The 14,778-nt window shown below is 66.7% G+C and carries 14 protein-coding genes, 1 tRNA gene and 1 pseudogene; 7 read left to right on the top strand and 9 right to left on the bottom strand.

The features are described from left to right. From KF708C_RS20380 to KF708C_RS20370, 3 genes are all read right to left on the bottom strand, one after another. Positions 1-888 (bottom strand): ABC transporter permease, encoded by an 888-nt coding sequence (locus tag KF708C_RS20380; RefSeq protein ID WP_020423667.1) that lies wholly within the window; start codon positions 886-888, stop codon positions 1-3. Between the two features lie 13 nt (positions 889-901). Next, a complete protein-coding gene (locus KF708C_RS20375; protein WP_020201259.1) occupies positions 902-1,852 on the bottom strand; it encodes an ABC transporter permease in 951 nt (316 codons plus the stop codon). 161 nt (positions 1,853-2,013) lie between these two features. After that, complete coding sequence (locus tag KF708C_RS20370; protein ID WP_020201260.1) at positions 2,014-3,711, bottom strand: ABC transporter substrate-binding protein; 1,698 nt, start codon at positions 3,709-3,711, stop codon at positions 2,014-2,016. Positions 3,712-3,878: 167 nt separating this feature from the next. Between KF708C_RS20370 and KF708C_RS20365 the strand changes: the two genes are divergently transcribed. After that, positions 3,879-5,126, top strand: a complete 1,248-nt coding sequence (locus KF708C_RS20365) for a Zn-dependent hydrolase (RefSeq protein ID WP_029043241.1) — start codon at positions 3,879-3,881, stop codon at positions 5,124-5,126. Between the two features lie 13 nt (positions 5,127-5,139). Here the strand turns inward: KF708C_RS20365 and KF708C_RS20360 are convergent, their stop codons facing one another. After that, on the bottom strand, positions 5,140-5,979 hold the full coding sequence (locus KF708C_RS20360) for an IclR family transcriptional regulator (protein ID WP_231586541.1): 840 nt from the start codon (positions 5,977-5,979) through the stop codon (positions 5,140-5,142). Between the two features lie 405 nt (positions 5,980-6,384). Here KF708C_RS20360 and KF708C_RS20355 point away from each other — a divergent pair, with 405 nt between their 5' ends. The 6 genes and pseudogenes from KF708C_RS20355 to KF708C_RS20330 all read left to right on the top strand — a co-directional run bounded on the left by KF708C_RS20355 (position 6,385) and on the right by KF708C_RS20330 (position 12,182). Further along, entirely contained in the window at positions 6,385-7,098 is a 714-nt protein-coding gene (locus tag KF708C_RS20355) for a GntR family transcriptional regulator (RefSeq protein WP_059413062.1), read from the top strand. A 45-nt stretch (positions 7,099-7,143) separates the two neighbouring features. After that, a complete protein-coding gene (locus KF708C_RS20350; protein ID WP_020201264.1) occupies positions 7,144-7,821 on the top strand; it encodes a DUF2848 domain-containing protein in 678 nt (225 codons plus the stop codon). Next, entirely contained in the window at positions 7,818-9,152 is a 1,335-nt protein-coding gene (locus KF708C_RS20345) for an amidase (protein WP_059413061.1), read from the top strand. Before KF708C_RS20350 ends, KF708C_RS20345 begins: the two co-directional genes overlap by 4 nt. 122 nt (positions 9,153-9,274) lie before the next feature. After that, positions 9,275-10,591 (top strand): annotated as a pseudogene (locus KF708C_RS20340) (MFS transporter). Between the two features lie 264 nt (positions 10,592-10,855). Beyond that, positions 10,856-10,942 (top strand) — tRNA-Leu (locus tag KF708C_RS20335). A gap of 235 nt (positions 10,943-11,177) precedes the next feature. Further along, the gene (locus tag KF708C_RS20330) at positions 11,178-12,182 is read left to right on the top strand and encodes a tyrosine-type recombinase/integrase (protein WP_059413060.1); all 1,005 of its coding nucleotides are present in this window, start codon (positions 11,178-11,180) and stop codon (positions 12,180-12,182) included. Here the strand turns inward: KF708C_RS20330 and KF708C_RS34755 are convergent. The 5 genes from KF708C_RS34755 to KF708C_RS20320 form a co-directional block, all read right to left on the bottom strand. Beyond that, positions 12,179-12,478: a hypothetical protein gene (locus KF708C_RS34755; RefSeq protein ID WP_082079656.1), complete on the bottom strand. Its 300-nt coding sequence runs from the start codon at positions 12,476-12,478 to the stop codon at positions 12,179-12,181. The two genes, KF708C_RS20330 and KF708C_RS34755, sit on opposite strands and share 4 nt — an antisense overlap. Before the next feature lie 73 nt (positions 12,479-12,551). Next, complete coding sequence (locus KF708C_RS35785) at positions 12,552-12,698, bottom strand: hypothetical protein (protein ID WP_156173888.1); 147 nt, start codon at positions 12,696-12,698, stop codon at positions 12,552-12,554. Next, entirely contained in the window at positions 12,695-12,907 is a 213-nt protein-coding gene (locus tag KF708C_RS20325) for a hypothetical protein (protein WP_059413059.1), read from the bottom strand. The genes KF708C_RS35785 and KF708C_RS20325 overlap by 4 nt, the downstream gene beginning before the upstream one ends. A 46-nt stretch (positions 12,908-12,953) precedes the next feature. Further along, complete coding sequence (locus KF708C_RS34750; RefSeq protein ID WP_082079655.1) at positions 12,954-13,349, bottom strand: Lar family restriction alleviation protein; 396 nt, start codon at positions 13,347-13,349, stop codon at positions 12,954-12,956. Further along, complete coding sequence (locus tag KF708C_RS20320; protein ID WP_059413058.1) at positions 13,342-14,679, bottom strand: hypothetical protein; 1,338 nt, start codon at positions 14,677-14,679, stop codon at positions 13,342-13,344. Before KF708C_RS20320 ends, KF708C_RS34750 begins: the two co-directional genes overlap by 8 nt. Positions 14,680-14,778 lie beyond the last annotated feature (99 nt).

Genomic DNA, 14,778 nt, shown 5'->3' with positions numbered 1-14,778 from the left:
TCAGTCCTTGATTTCCATCGCCGAGCGGATGCCGTCGGCCAGCAGGTTGAAGGAGATCGAGGTCATGAAGATCATGGCGCCGGGCAGCGCGGCCACCCACGGCTGCGTGTAGATGGCGGTGCGCAGCGTGTTGAGCATCAGGCCCCATTCCGGCTCGGGCGGCTTGACGCCGAGGCCGAGGAAGGACAGCCCCGAGGCCAGGATCATCGACACCGAGATCAGGCTGGTGGCGTAGACGAAGATCGGGCCCAGCACGTTGTTGAGCACGTGCGCGCGCACGATGGTCAGCGACGAGGCGCCCGAGGCGCGCGCCGCGTCGACGAACTCGCGGTTGCGCACCTGGGTGGTCACGCTCTCGGCCACGCGCACGATCTGCGGCACGAACACGATGGTCAGCGACAGCAGCGCGTTGCCCACGCCGGCGCCCAGCGTGCCCGACAGCGCGATCGCCAGCAGCACGGACGGGAACGCGTAGAGAATGTCCACCAGGCGCATGATGACGGTGTTGGTCCAGCCGCCCGCGTAGCCGGCCACGATGCCCAGCGCGCTGCCGATCACGAAGGCGATCAGCACCGGCGTGATGCCCATGAACAGCGACAGGCGCGCGCCCAGCATCAGGCGCGAGAGCATGTCGCGGCCGAGCTCGTCGGTGCCGAGCGGATAGTGCTCGGTGCCGACCGGCTTGAGGCGCTTGAGGATGGAGGCGGCGTAGGGGTCGGACGGCATCAGCGCCGGCGCGAACAGCGCCATCAGCACCAGCGCGAGCAGGATCAGCGCGGCCAGCATGGCCAGCTTGTTGCGCAGCAGGCGCCGGCCGACCGTGGTCCAGTAGCCGGGCGAGCGCTGCACCAGCGGCGCCGCGGCGGGCTTCTTCAGGGTCATTTCCATGTGGGGCTCCCGGTCAGTTGCGCTGGATGCGGGGATCGAACAGCGTCTGCAGCGCGTCCACCAGCAGGTTGAGCAGCACGAAGAACACGGCCAGCACGAGGATGGTCCCCTGCAGCAGCGGGAAGTCGCGCTGGAAGATGGCCGAGTTGAGCAGGAAGCCGGTGCCGGGCCACGAGAACACGGTCTCGATCAGGATCGAGCCGCCCAGCAGGTAGCCGAGCTGCAGGCCCATCACCGACAGCGCGGTCGGCGCCACGTTCTTGAGCACGTGGCGGAACACCGCGAGCTCGGACAGCCCGCGCGCCTTGAGGCCGACGATGAATTCGTTGGAGAGGATTTCCGCGACCAGCGCGCGGATGGTGCGCGCGACGATGCCCATCGGAATCACCGACATCGTGACCGCCGGCAGCACCATGTACTGGATATGCTCCCAGTCCCACTGCCAGTCGCCCGAGCCGCCGGGGCCGGCGCCGGTGGCCGGCAGCCAGCCGAGGAACACCGAGAACACGATCACCAGCACCATGCCCAGCCAGTAGTGCGGCATGCTGACGCCGAACACCGACAGGAACGAGGCGGTGCGGTCGGCGGCGGAATCGCGGAAGTAGCCGGCCACGAAGCCGAACAGGCAGCCGAAGGTGAAGCCGATCAGCGTGGCCACCGCGGCCAGGCGCACCGAGTTGATCACCGCCGTCATCACTTCGCTCATGACCGGCCGGTTGGTGGCGATGGAGGTGCCCAGGTCGCCGTGCAGCGCGCGCGTGAGCCAGTGCACGAATTGTTCGAGGAAGGGCTTGTCGAAGCCGTACAGCGCGGTGAGCTGGCGGCGCAGTTCTTCCGAGGCGTCGGGCGGCAGCACCGACACCAGCGGGTCGCCCGGCGCGATATGGACCAGCGAGAAGCACAGCAGGGCGACCCCGAGCAGGATGGGGATCGCGTAGACGATGCGGCGGAGCAGGTAAGTCATGGGCTTGGCCGGCTAGAGAAAACGAATGGGTGGGGCAAGGCAATGCAATCGCGGCAACGCGCCGGCTGTCTCCCTTCTCCCGCGGGCGGGAAAGGGGAGACAGCCAGGGCGGCCTGACCGGCTCGGCGCATCTGTCCGTGCGCCTGCGCCGTCAATGCCGCTCAGTCCATCGACATGGTGGCCATGTCGATGAACCAGCTTTGCGGCTGCACCACGCCCTTGACCTTCTTCGAGATGGCGCGCGGGCCCACGTCGTGCGCGATCAGCACGAACGGCGCCTCTTCCACGATGCGCGCGTGCAGCTTGGCCAGCGCGGCGTCGCGCGCCTTGTCGTCGAAGGAGGTGCGCGCGGTCTCGATCAGCTTATCGAACTCGGCGTTGCCGAAGTAGCCCCAGTTGTTGGAGACCGGCGGCTGCGTCTTGGTGCTGACGAAGCGGACCATCGCGAAGAACGGGTCCATCGCCGCGAAGCTCACGTTGATGGCGTTGGCGCCGTGCGCGCTCGGGTCCTTGGCGCCGATGCGCCAGTTGGTAAACAGCGTGTTCCACTCGACCACGTCGAAGTCCACGTCGAAGAAGCACTCCTTCAGGTTCTGCTGCACGTACTCGTTCATCGGCAGCGGCTGCATCTGGCCCGAGCCCGAGGCCGATACCTGCACCTTGACCTTGACCGGCTTGGCGGCCGAGTAGCCGGCCTCGGTCATCAGCTTGCGCGCGGCGCTGGGGTCGTACTTGATGTCGAACTTGGGATTGCCCCACCACGGGTTGCCGGGCTCGACGATGCCCTTGGCCTCGGCCATGTAGCCGCCCAGCAGCGTCTTCAGGCCGGAGCGGTTGACGCACAGGTTGGCGGCCTCGCGCACGCGCTTGTCGAGCCAGGGCGAGCCGGGCGCGAACGACACCTGCCACGGCCACATGTGCGGCTGCGCGTTGGCGTAGACCTCGAAGCCGCGGCTCTTGATCTGCGCCACGGCGTCGGGCGCCGGCGCCTCGATCCAGTCCACCTGGCCGGACAGCAGCGCGGCGGTGCGCGCGTTGGCTTCCGGCATCGGCAGCATCACCACCTTGTCGATCTTGGGCACGCGCTTGGCGTCCCAGTAGCTCGCGTTCTTCACCACTTCCAGCCGCTCGCGCGGCACGAAGCGGCTCATCTTGAACGGGCCGGTGCCGGAGGCGTCGGCGGCGAACGCCACCCAGGCCTGCTTGCTGCGCTCGGCCGCGTCGGTCACGGAGGCCGGCACCGCGGCCAGCTTCTTCTCCCACTGCGTGGGCGAGGCCATGAACAGGTTGCTGAGGTTGTAGGGCAGGAACGAGTCGGGTTCCGACGTGACCAGCTCGACGGTCAGGTCGTCGATCTTCTTCGCCGAGCGCAGCGTGGGCATGCGCGAGGCGGTCACGCCGACCTGGCTGGGGTCGAACTGCTTGGCGGTCTTGTCGAGCACCTTGTTGACGTTCCACACCACGGCGTCGGCGTTGAACGCGGAGCCGTCATGGAACTTGACGCCGGGGCGCAGCTTGAAGACCCACTTGGTCTTGTCCTTGGCGTCCACCTTCCATTCCGTGGCCAGGTCGGGGATCAGCAGGCTCGGGCCGTTGGCCTTGGACAGGTCCCACTGGGTCAGGCCGTCGTACATCGGGATGCCGGTGAAGCGGTTGCCTTCGAAGCCCTGGTCGGGCTGGCCCAGCGTGCGCGGGATGTCGGCGGCGGTCATGCCGATGCGCAGCACCTTCTCGGCGTGGGCCGCGCCGGGCAGCGCGAGCAGGGACAGCGAGGCGAGCGCGGCGAGCGCGGTGGTCGTGGCGACGGTTTTCAGGCTGGGTTTCGTGCTTCCGGTGGCGGAGGAAGAAAAAACGGTCACGGGCAGGACTCCTGGGTGGGGGAAGGGGAGACGGACGAATTCCTCCAAGCAAGTCATGTGCCAGTTGCCGTCCGGGCGGGGCGCCGGGCGCGTCCCGGCCGCGCTTTTCTCATGGCCTGCTTTTTGCTGACCTGTCCTTTCGTTTCCCAACCAACCGGTTTTCCGACATGGACCAGCAACACCTCCCCCGCATCAATGCAGACCGCCTCTGGCAATCGCTGATGGAACTCGCCAGGATAGGCGCGACGCCCAAGGGCGGCGTGTGCCGCATCGCCCTGACCGAGCTCGACAAGCAGGGCCGCGACCTCGTGACGGGCTGGTGCCGCGAGGCCGGGCTCGCGGTGCGGACCGACGAAGTGGGCAACGTGTTCGCGCGCCGCGCCGGCAGCGACCCGGACGCGCCCGCCGTGGCCACCGGCAGCCATATCGACACCCAGCCCTCGGGCGGCAAGTTCGACGGCAATTTCGGCGTGCTGGCGGGCCTGGAGGTCATGCGCACGCTCAACGACCACGGCGTCGTCACGCGCGCGCCGCTGGAGCTGGCGTTCTGGACCAACGAGGAAGGCACGCGCTTCACGCCCGTGATGATGGGCTCGGGCACCTTCGCCGGCGTGTTCGAGGCCGAATTCGTGCGCGCCCAGCGCGACCTCGACGGCATCAGCGTGGGCGAGGCGCTCGAGCAGATCGGCTACCGCGGCGAGCACGCGGCGGGCGAGGTGCCGGGCGGCATGTTCGCGGCCTATTTCGAGGCCCATATCGAGCAGGGGCCGGTGCTGGAAGCCGCCGGGCTGCCGATCGGCGTGGTCTCGGGCGCGCTCGGCCAGCAGTGGTACGACGTGACCGTGACCGGGCAGGACGCCCACGCCGGCCCCACGCCGCTGGCGCTGCGCCACGACGCCATGCTGGCGGCCGCGCGCATGATCGAAGAGGTCAACCGCATCGCCGTGGCGGAGGCCCCGCACGGCCGCGGCACGGTCGGCTACGTGAACGTGGCGCCCAACTCGCGCAACGTGATCCCGGGCCGCGTCGATTTCTCGGTGGACTTCCGCAACCTGTCGCAGCCGGGGCTGGACCGCATGGACGCGGCCATGCGCGCGGCGTTCGGGCAGATCGCGCAGCAGGGCGGAGTCGCGGTGGAGATCCGCCAGGTGGTGAAGTTCGAGCCGTGCGCATTCGCGCCCGCCTGCGTGGACAGCGTGCGGCGCGCGGCCGCGGCGCTGGGGCTGCCGCACATGGACGTGGTCAGCGGCGCCGGCCACGACGCGGTCTACGTGGCGCAGCGCGCGCCGACCGGCATGATCTTCGTGCCGTGCAAGGACGGCATCAGCCACAACGAGCTGGAAGACGCGCTGCCCGAGCATATCGAGGCCGGCGCCAACGTGCTGCTGCAGGCCATGCTGGAGCACGCGCGGTAATCTGGCCGCGCTCTCAGTGCGCGATGGAGCGGGAAATCGCCCACGCGCACTCGATCACCATCGGCGCCAGCTTCTTCTGCGCCTCGGCCATGCTCCAGCGGCTGGCCGGCGGCGACACGTGCACGGCGCCCACCGGCTGGCCCTGGCTGTTGACGATGGCCGCGCCGATGCCCATGTCGCCGAGGAACAGCTCCTCGTTGTTGCACGCATAACCCACCTTGCGGCAGGCCGCCACGGTCTCGAAGATCGCGCGCACGTCGGTCAGCGTGGCCGGCGTGCGCGCCACGCGCGCCGAGCTTTCCAGCATGGCCATGACCTGCTCGTCCGGCAGCGTGCTCAGGTAGGCGCGGCCGCTGCTGGTGCAGTACATTGGAATGCGCATGCCTACCGGGGTCAGGACCGGGATGTATTTCGACGTCATCAACTGCGCCACGTAGACCATGTCCAGCCCGACCGGCTCGGTCAGGTTGGCGGTCTCGCCGCTGGCATTGGCAAGCTGCGACAGGTAAGGGCTGGCGGCCTGGATCAGGGCGTCGGCGGACAGGTAGTTGTAGCCGATCTCCATCACCTTGGGCGTCAGGCGGAAGCGCCGCGTCTGCGGGTGCTTGGCCACGTAGCCGAGCTTTTCCAGCGTATGCACGGTGCGCTGCGCCGAACTCTTGGTCATGCCGGTAAGCGCGGCCAGCTCCGCCAGCGTGAGCGTGCGGTGGACGACGCTGAAGGCGCGCAGGACGTCCAGGCCCTTCTCCAGCGACTGGTTGAACAAAGGGTCGGGCCGGGTGGTGTATTCGCCGCTTTCCGCGGCTTGCGGCGGCACGCCGCCGCCCTGGTATTCGATGTCCTGCACGGTCATTTCCGCTGTTCCGTCGAGTCCGCGGCGCCGGCGCCCGGCACCAACGCTGGGATGCCCTGCACCACGATGAATGCATATTGCACCAATATACGACTGAATCGATTATCGATTCGTCGCCGATGCGTCCATCATAAAAGGATGGCGTTGTTTTGGGAATAGCGGGCGAGGGCGCGCTGTGGCGCGGCGATGGGCGGGAGGCCGGCAAGCAGGCCGAAAAGCCTTGTCCGCAAAGGCTTTGCGAGGCGTGAACTGGTGTTTCGGGGCCGTTCGCTATCGAGCCTGTTCCAGATGCCTGCCGGGAAACCAGTCATCTCGCTCTAGCGTTTACCCCAATCCTGGCCGTGTTGACGATCAGTGAAATATCAGACTAGTATTACAACAACTTCAACACCCGTGGAACGCATCATGGCCCATCCGATCAGGCTGGTCGGCACCGCCGGCACCGGCACCGGCGCCGCGGCGGACGGCGGCACGAGCCGCGCCGCCACCGGCGCCGCCATGCGCGAGCAGGCCTACGCCGAGATCAAGCGCCGCATCATCGCCTGCGAGTTCCGCCCCGGCGAGCCGCTCAACGAAGCCCAGGTCGCCGGCCTGCTCGGGCTGGGCCGCACGCCGGTCCACCAGGCGCTGCACCGGCTGGAAGTGGAAGGGCTGGTGTCGATCCTGCCGCGCAAGGGCGTGCTGGTGACGCCGCTGTCGCTCAACGAAGTGCTCGACATGATCGAGGTGCGCGCGACCAACGAGGTCCTGTGCGCCACGCTCGCCGCCGAACGCGGCCACGAGAGCGATTTCATGGCCATGCGCGAGATCGTGGACCGCACGCCCGACCTGCTGGCGCGGCGCGACATCGCCGGGCTGGCCTCGCTCGACCTCAAGTTTCATACCGCCATGTCGGCCGCCTCGCGCAACCGCGTGCTGGCCGACCTGCTGCGCAACCTGCACGAGAAGCAGGCGCGCTTCTGGTTCCTCTCGCTGTCCGACCCGCAGCACCTCGAGAAGGTCTACCAGGAACATCTGGAGATCGTCGACGCGCTCGAACGCCGCGACATCCCGGCCGTGCGCGAGGCCATCCGCGAACACATCGACGAATTCCGGAAGAACATCATCCGGACCATCTGAACCACCGACAGTTTTCTTCCGCCACAGGTAACAGGTAGTACGAACATGCCGACACTGCAATTCCAGGTCGCCGGCGAGGGCGCGCTCGCCCTCGACATCCAGCGCCTCATCATCGCCGGCTGGACCGGCCGCGACGCCGACGCCGTCAACCATCACATCCGCGAGCTCGAGGCGATCGGCGTCAGGCCACCCTCGACCGTGCCGTGCTTCTACCCGCTGGCGGCCTCGCTGCTGACCACCGGCACGCTGCTCGAGGTGCCGCGCGAGGATTCCTCGGGCGAGATCGAATTCGTGCTGCTGGCCGGTCCGGACGATCTCTACATCGGCGTCGGCTCGGACCATACCGACCGCAAGGTCGAGGCCTACGACGTCACCGTCTCCAAGCAGATGTGCGCCAAGCCGCTCGGCACCGAACTGTGGCGCTTCGCCGAGGTGGCGGACCACTGGGACCAGTTGCAGATGCGCTGCTGGCGCACCCGCGGCGGCCGGCGCGAGCTGTACCAGGAAGGGCTGGTGACGCGCCTGCTCGACCCGCGCGACCTGATCCGGCGCCTGACCGGCGAAGACGCGCTGCCGCCCGGCACCGCCATGTTCTGCGGCACCCAGGCGGTGATCGGCGAACTCGGCAGCGGCGAAGCGTTCGAAGTGGAGTTGCACGACCCGGTGCGCCAGCGCACCTTGCGCCATGCCTATCGCGTGGCCTGCCTGGCGGTGGCGCCATGAGCGGCGCGCACCCGACCATCGCCGCGCTCGCCGCCGACCTCGCCGCGGGGCGCGCCACCAGCGTGGCGTTGACCGAACAGGCGCTGGCGCGCATCGCAGACCATCGCCGCCAGGGCGGCACGGCCTTCCTGGAAGTGGACGCGGCCGGCGCGCTGGCCGCCGCGCGCGCGGCCGACCAGGCGCGCGCCGCCGGGCTGGTGGCCTCGCCGCTGGCGGGGCTGCCGGTCTCCGTCAAGGACCTGTTCGACGTCAAAGGGCAGGTGACGCGGGCCGGATCGAAGGCGCTGGCCGGCGCGCCCGCCAGCGCCGACGCTGTCGCCGTGGCGCGCTTGCGCGCGGCCGGCGCCGTGCTGATCGGGCGCACCAACATGAGCGAGTTCGCGTTCTCCGGGCTTGGCCTGAACCCGCACTACGGCACGCCGCGCACCCCGTTCGACCCGGCGCGCATCGCCGGCGGCTCGACCTCCGGCGGCGCGGTCAGCGTGGCGCAGGGCATGGCGGTGGCCGCGCTCGGCACCGACACCGGCGGCTCCATCCGCATTCCCAGCGCGTTCTGCGGCCTGACCGGCTTCAAGCCCAGCGCGCGCCGCGTGCCGCTCGACGGTGGCGTGCCGCTGTCCACCTCGCTCGATTCCGCCGGCCCGCTGGCGCGCTCGGTGGCCTGCTGCGCCGCGCTCGACGCCATCCTCAGCGGCGAGACGCTCGACAGCCATCCCGCGCCGCTGGCCGGGCTGCGCCTGCTGGTCACGCGCGACTTCGTCTGCGACAGCCTGGAGGCGGCGGTCGCGCAGGCGTTCGAGGCCACGCTGGAAACGCTGTCGCGCCTCGGCGCGCGCATCGTGCCGTTCGACTTTCCCGAACTCAGGCGCCTGCCGGACATCAACGCCGGCGGTGGCCTGACCGCGGCCGAGTCGTGGCACTGGCACAAACAGCTATTGGCCGAACGCGGCGACGCCTACGACCCGCGCGTGGCCATGCGCATCCGCCGCGGCGAAAAGCTCGGCGCCGCCGACTACCTCGACCTGCTGGCCGCGCGCCGCGCCATGCAGGCGCGCGCCGCCGGCCTGCTGCGCGAAGCCGATGCCTGGCTGATGCCCACGGTGGCGGTGCGCCCGCCGCGGCTCGACGCGCTGGACAGCGACGAAGCCTTCTTCGCCACCAACGGCCTGGTGCTGCGCAACCCGAGCGTGATCAATTTCCTCGACGGTTGCGCGGTTTCGCTGCCGCTGCCAGCGGCGGAGCGGGGCATCGGCCTCGGCGTGTGCGGGCTCGGCGGCCAGGATGCGCGCGTGCTGCAGGTGGCCGGCGCCATCGAGGCCGTGCTCCGGTAGTTCGGCAACCTCACCAGCAACCCCGCCAGCAATCCAGCCAGCCACGACGAACCGAGAGGGCCGCGCCGACGCAGCGCGGCCCCGCCATCCCTATCCAAGGAGTTGTACCGATGACTACCGTGATGACCGGCGCCCCCGACACCCCCGACACCGCAGGGCACGCCGCGCCCAGCGCCGCCGAGCGCGACCATGCCTACCGCAAGATCGCGGCGCGGCTGGTTCCCTTCCTGGTCTTCCTGTTCGTGCTCGCCTGGATCGACCGCGTCAACGTCGGCTTCGCCAAGCTGCAGATGCTGCAGGACCTGCAATTCAGCGAAGCCGTGTACGGCTTCGGCGCCGGCATCTTCTTCATCGGCTACTTCCTGTTCGAAGTGCCCAGCAACCTGCTGCTGGAAAAGATCGGCGCGCGCCGCACGCTCGCGCGCATCACCATCCTGTGGGGCCTGGCGTCGATGGCGATGATCTTCGTCAAGACCCCCATGCAGTTCTACGCGCTGCGCTTCCTGCTCGGCATCTTCGAGGCCGGCTTCTTCCCGGGCGTGGTGCTTTATCTCACCTACTGGTTCCCCGCCCATCGCCGCGCCCGCATCAACGGCCTGTTCATGACCTCGTTCGCCATCGCCGGCGTGATCGGCGGCCCGCTGGCCGGCTTCATCATGAGCCGCATGGAAGGCGTCGAGGGTCTAGCCAACTGGCAATGACTGTTCGTCATCGAAGGCATCCCGTCGGTGCTCGCCGGCATCGCCGTGCTCATGTTCCTGCCCGAGAAGCCGGCCGGCGCCGGCTGGCTCACGGCGGGCGAGCGCGACCTCGTCACGCGCGAGATCGACGCCGAGAACCGCGACCCCGCCAAGCACTCGTCGCTGCGCGACGCCTTCGCCAACGCCCGCGTCTGGATCTGCGCCGCCATCTACTTCTGCGTGGTCAGCGGCAACGCCACCATCGCGTTCTGGTCGCCGTCGATCATCAAGGAGCTCGGCGTGCAAGGCAACCTCCAGATCGGCCTGGTCTCCGCCATCCCGTTCATCGCCGGCACCCTAGCCATGATCTGGAACGGCATCCACTCCGACCGCACCGGCGAACGCCGCCTGCACTGCGCCCTGGCCACCCTGATGGCCGCCGCCGGCCTCGTGCTCACCGGCATGTGGCTGCACAGCGCGGTGCTGGCGCTGATCGCGCTGACCATCGCCTCGATCGGCATCCTCGCCGCCTTCCCGGTGTTCTGGTCGCTGCCGTCCGCCTTCCTGGCCGGCACCGCGGCCGCCGGCGGCATCGCCCTGATCAACTCCATCGGCAACCTCGCCGGTTTCGTCGCCCCGTACATGATCGGCTGGTTCAAGACCAGCACCGGCCAGCTTTCCTCCGGCCTGTACTTCGTCGCCGCGCTGGAAGCCTGCGCCACCGTGCTGGTGCTGGCCTGCATCAAGGTCAAGCGCTGAAACCGGCGCCCGGCGCGCCCGCGCGGGGAAGACCCCGGCGAGGACCGCGGGGAGGGCTGGATTCCCCGCGCGCTTTGCGCTAGAATCCGCTGCCTCGTTGCGCTGCATGCGCAAAGTGCGCCGGCAGCACAGGAACACAAGCCAGGCGGGCAGTCCAAGCCGCCTGTTTTGCTTTGGGCTTCTCCTTGCTCATGTGGCTTCACATGCCGCCCGGCACGCTAGCGAGCAAAGCGGCCTCCCGCCAGGGATGCGCCCGCAGGGACTGCGAGGGTGGCGGAATTGGTAGACGCACCAGGTTTAGGTCCTGACGCCAGCAATGGTGTAGGGGTTCGAGTCCCCTCCCTCGCACCACCACCCAATTCCAAGGTATGCCAATCAGCAACACAAGACATTGATTTTATTGGGTTTTCCTTGGTTTTTGTCGTCGTTTGTTGACACTGAAACACCACGCAAAACCACACCAAAATTCTTCGCGTTACACCAAATCTGCACCACCATTACACCAACTGCTATACTCGCCGCCACATTGCGTGGGCGATAGCTTGGGCTGCCCCACGCCTCTCCAACTCTACGGGGTAGCGACGCGATGGCTTCATTTACGAAGCGAGGAACATCCTGGCGAGCATCGGTGCATGTGAATGGTGTGCGGGATACAGGCACATTTCACACCAAGGCCGAAGCGCAGGCTTGGGCGGCGAAGCGTGAGACCGAGATCCGCTCGCTAGCAGATGGGCATGGTAGCAAGACGCACACGGTCGGAGATGTGCTCGACACTTACCAAAAAGATGTCAGCCCGAAGAAGCGCGGCAGCCGATGGGAAATCATCCGGCTTGAACTGATTGGCCGAAAGGAGATCGAGGGTAATCCATTCCGCGAAATCCGCCTCGCCGATCTCAAGCCCAACCACATCGCTGCATGGCGCGACGCGCGCGAGCGCGAGGTATCCGGATCATCTGTATCTCGGGAGATGTCGCTGCTGTCGCACGCGTTCAAAGTTGCCCGCGAGGAATGGGGTTGGATCACGACTGACCCGATGAAGAATGTGACCAGGCCGGCAGAAGGTCCACCACGCGAGCGCAGGATTTCCGATGCCGAGATCGAGGCCATTATCCAATCCCTTGGGTTCATAGAGGGGCAACCGGTTGTGCTGCCGATCCAAAGAGTGGCCGTGGCCTTCTTGTTTGCCATCGAGACGGCTATGCGGTCTGGCGAAATCCTGGGGTTGACCAGCATGACCGTCGACAAGAAAAAGCAGGTCGCACACCTTCCCCTCACGAAGAATGGCGGTGCGCGTGACGTGCCGCTGTCAGTGCGCGCGGTCGAGTTGCTCGGCATGTTGCCTACTGTCGAGCCCGGTAAGCCCCTCTTTGATCTTACCGACTTCAGCCGTGACGTGCTGTTTCGAAAGGGCCGTGACAGGTCTAGAATCAAGGGTCTGACGTTCCATGACACGCGCCATGAGGCCATCACGCGGCTGGCAATGAAGCTCCAGCCGCTGGATCTAGCCCGAATGACCGGGCACACAAACCTCTCCGAACTGCTGACCTACTACAACGCCACCGCCTCCGATATTGCGAAGCGGCTGGGCTAGACCGCCTTGCGTGGGCGGCCAACTGTCTTCTCACGATGTGATTCGGTCCATGCGATCACCTCGGAGGCTTTCCACCGCGGGTGCGCTGTTGCCTTGCTGCCAGCAGATACCGGAAGGCGGATGGGCGTCGGGAAACCCGGGAGGCAAACGATGCGCTCGCGCACTACTTGCGCCGGCCGCTGAAGGTACGCTGCGATCGCTTCGGTGCTCCACAACTGCACGTTGAATGGCACGCTTGGCTGTACACGCTCCGCGACGGCGGCAGCTAAGCGCTCAATCAAATCAACTTCGCTCATTTTCTTCTCCGATCCGCCGTGCTTGGCGGAATGCTGCAGACCCGGAGAACCCCAATTTCTGAATGCTTTGCGCCTACGCGATGGCGGCCACGGTCTTTGCCGGGCTGGTTGCCATTGCTGCGATTTCGGGCGGTACATCGAAGAAGCCCAGTCGGCCGAGCGGCGGTGTGAACGGGAAGTATGGCGCGCTGTCGAGGGTGGTTTCGGTCAGGTGCTTCATGGCATGCACCGCGGGTTGCCGCAGCACATGCCGCGCACCACGTCGCCACCTGTCAGGGTGTCGAGGTCGTCGGCGGTGTGCCAGCGTGAATCGCTGTTGTGCAGCGCGGCGATCTTCACCGTCTCGCGCGCGCCGCAATGGCATTTCAACCAAACCTCAGGCTCGTCGGCGAGCGTCTGATCCGCCATCCACTGGTCGAAGGATTTCATGCTTTGAACCTCCTGTAGTCGGCCCACTCGATTTTGCTGCTCTCGCTCATGCTGCACCGCCTTCCGCTTGGCTGGTGGTGATGTTGGATGGGGCTGCCCCTCCCGCAAGCATGGCCCTCGCTTCCTTCACCGTCAGCATGTCGCGAACGAAGCGGCGGTCGTCGGGTGGGTAGCCTTGGTAGCGATAGCACACTTGTTCTTCGAGTTCGTCGGCCAGGTCTTTAACGAGGGTGCGCCAGCCCTCTGGTGCATCGACAGCGGGTCGGCGGTTCCAGGCAGCGATGGCTTCTGTCTCCTGGCTTGCGGCGAAGGCAATGAATAGTCCAGTGTTGTCGCAACCGGATTCCTCGCCACATGAGATTCCGACGATTTCATCCAGCCGCTTCAGGGTCGGCCGAGCACCGCAAAACGGACACGGCTTCAGCTCTGCGCTCTCAGTCATGGCTGGCCTCCCTTGGCGATTGCGGCGTCGATGGCGGCGTCCAGGCGCTCGCCACTGGGGCAGTCCGTGCCCAGCCGGACCAGGGAGTGAGGCCCTGCACTACGAAGAGCGCCGATTCGTTCCAGTTGCGCTCTCGCAGCCACCGATACCGCCCCGCATCGCGCTTGTCCTCGCTGGGCTGCTCTGCGGCCAGAAGGGCCCGTTCAGCATTCCGGAAGTCAACCATGTGTACGCCATTGTTCAGCGCCAGGTTTTCCATGCCCATACGCAGATAATGCAGCGCATCCGTCAGCGCCTTGGCGCTCGGTTGTGGGGTAGTGGCCTCTGCCCGGATGGCGGATTGCTGTGCGGCCGGCACGCCAATGCGCATTGCTACGAATCCTAGCGGCCAGTCCCCGTCACGAATGAACTTGATCGCTGCCTCGTAAGACGGAAATACTTCTTGCCCAAATTCGCTGGGCCACAAATACGCCAGCGTTGGCCGCTGTCCATCCCCATGTTCCCACACGTGTTCTTTTACAACAATCCACGCATGCGCCTGCGCAGCGGGTGCCGTGGCACGAAGCTTTGCTATAGCTGACAAGATCAGGTCATTACCATTTGCGCAGGACGCTTCGTCGTCGGGGATGCCAAGCGCGTTGGAAATCTCACCGATCATGTAGACCATCGTCTCAAAGCGCGCTTTGTAGTCAGGCGATGCGGCGAGCAGGTGGGGGATGGCGGTGCGGAACTGCTCGACGTATTGCTCAACCGTGGAACCCCAACGATTCAGCAGGCATTCGTCGCTTGGCTCGCTGTCAGGATCGTCCTCGTCCGGCTCACCCGGCACCATGAAGAACTCGCGCTCGACCGCATCGAGACAGTCAGCGAAATGCTTGACGTTGCGAATGCACACCAGAAGGGTGCCAAGCTCATTAGAGCCCGGGCCGAGGATCGCGCCAATCTGTGCCAGTGCATCCGTCAGCGCAGCAGGCGATGCGCTCGGCGCAGGGGCGGCATGACCGACCTTCTGCACGCTGACGCCGCCGATCTCGAACTCGATGGACCATTCCCAGGCTTCGCCCTCCAGTGCCCACTGCTCTTGCATATCTTGCAGTGCGGCATCGAGCGAGTTCGTTCCATCGTCGTCCTGATGATCTTCCGAGCCAAGCCATTCCGCGACCAGGAAAGCGCGCACACCGTCCAGGCCGGTGACGATTGCCGCCGCAGGAAAATCGGTCTCACCCCAAGCCTTGCAGAGATAGTTATCGCCTGCTGAGGGCGCTACCGGCTCCGCCTGTTGCGCGCCGGCGCTCGGCTCGCTCTGCATATCCTTTTCGTCAATCATCATGACTTCCTCCTAGCACGATAGGTAGGCCGCGGTTCGCCCCAAACCGAGTACATCTCAGGGGCAGCCCCATCGGTGGAGACGGCTACAAGAGCCATTCCG

The organism is Cupriavidus basilensis, from assembly GCF_000876015.1.
Lineage (GTDB): Bacteria > Pseudomonadota > Gammaproteobacteria > Burkholderiales > Burkholderiaceae > Cupriavidus > Cupriavidus basilensis_B.
The sequence above is the reverse complement of the archived record's forward strand: the minus strand, read 5'-3'. Positions and strand labels throughout refer to the sequence as shown.

Coding starts and splice junctions, on each gene's coding strand:
- KF708C_RS20380 (WP_020423667.1), bottom strand. CDS start 888: ATGGAAATGACCCTGAAGAAGCCCGCCGCGGCGCCGCTGGTGCAGCGC.
- KF708C_RS20375 (WP_020201259.1), bottom strand. CDS start 1,852: ATGACTTACCTGCTCCGCCGCATCGTCTACGCGATCCCCATCCTGCTC.
- KF708C_RS20365 (WP_029043241.1), top strand. CDS start 3,879: ATGGACCAGCAACACCTCCCCCGCATCAATGCAGACCGCCTCTGGCAA.
- KF708C_RS20360 (WP_231586541.1), bottom strand. CDS start 5,979: ATGACCGTGCAGGACATCGAATACCAGGGCGGCGGCGTGCCGCCGCAA.
- KF708C_RS20355 (WP_059413062.1), top strand. CDS start 6,385: ATGGCCCATCCGATCAGGCTGGTCGGCACCGCCGGCACCGGCACCGGC.
- KF708C_RS20350 (WP_020201264.1), top strand. CDS start 7,144: ATGCCGACACTGCAATTCCAGGTCGCCGGCGAGGGCGCGCTCGCCCTC.
- KF708C_RS20345 (WP_059413061.1), top strand. CDS start 7,818: ATGAGCGGCGCGCACCCGACCATCGCCGCGCTCGCCGCCGACCTCGCC.
- KF708C_RS20330 (WP_059413060.1), top strand. CDS start 11,178: ATGGCTTCATTTACGAAGCGAGGAACATCCTGGCGAGCATCGGTGCAT.
- KF708C_RS34755 (WP_082079656.1), bottom strand. CDS start 12,478: ATGAGCGAAGTTGATTTGATTGAGCGCTTAGCTGCCGCCGTCGCGGAG.
- KF708C_RS35785 (WP_156173888.1), bottom strand. CDS start 12,698: ATGAAGCACCTGACCGAAACCACCCTCGACAGCGCGCCATACTTCCCG.
- KF708C_RS20325 (WP_059413059.1), bottom strand. CDS start 12,907: ATGAAATCCTTCGACCAGTGGATGGCGGATCAGACGCTCGCCGACGAG.
- KF708C_RS34750 (WP_082079655.1), bottom strand. CDS start 13,349: ATGACTGAGAGCGCAGAGCTGAAGCCGTGTCCGTTTTGCGGTGCTCGG.
- KF708C_RS20320 (WP_059413058.1), bottom strand. CDS start 14,679: ATGATGATTGACGAAAAGGATATGCAGAGCGAGCCGAGCGCCGGCGCG.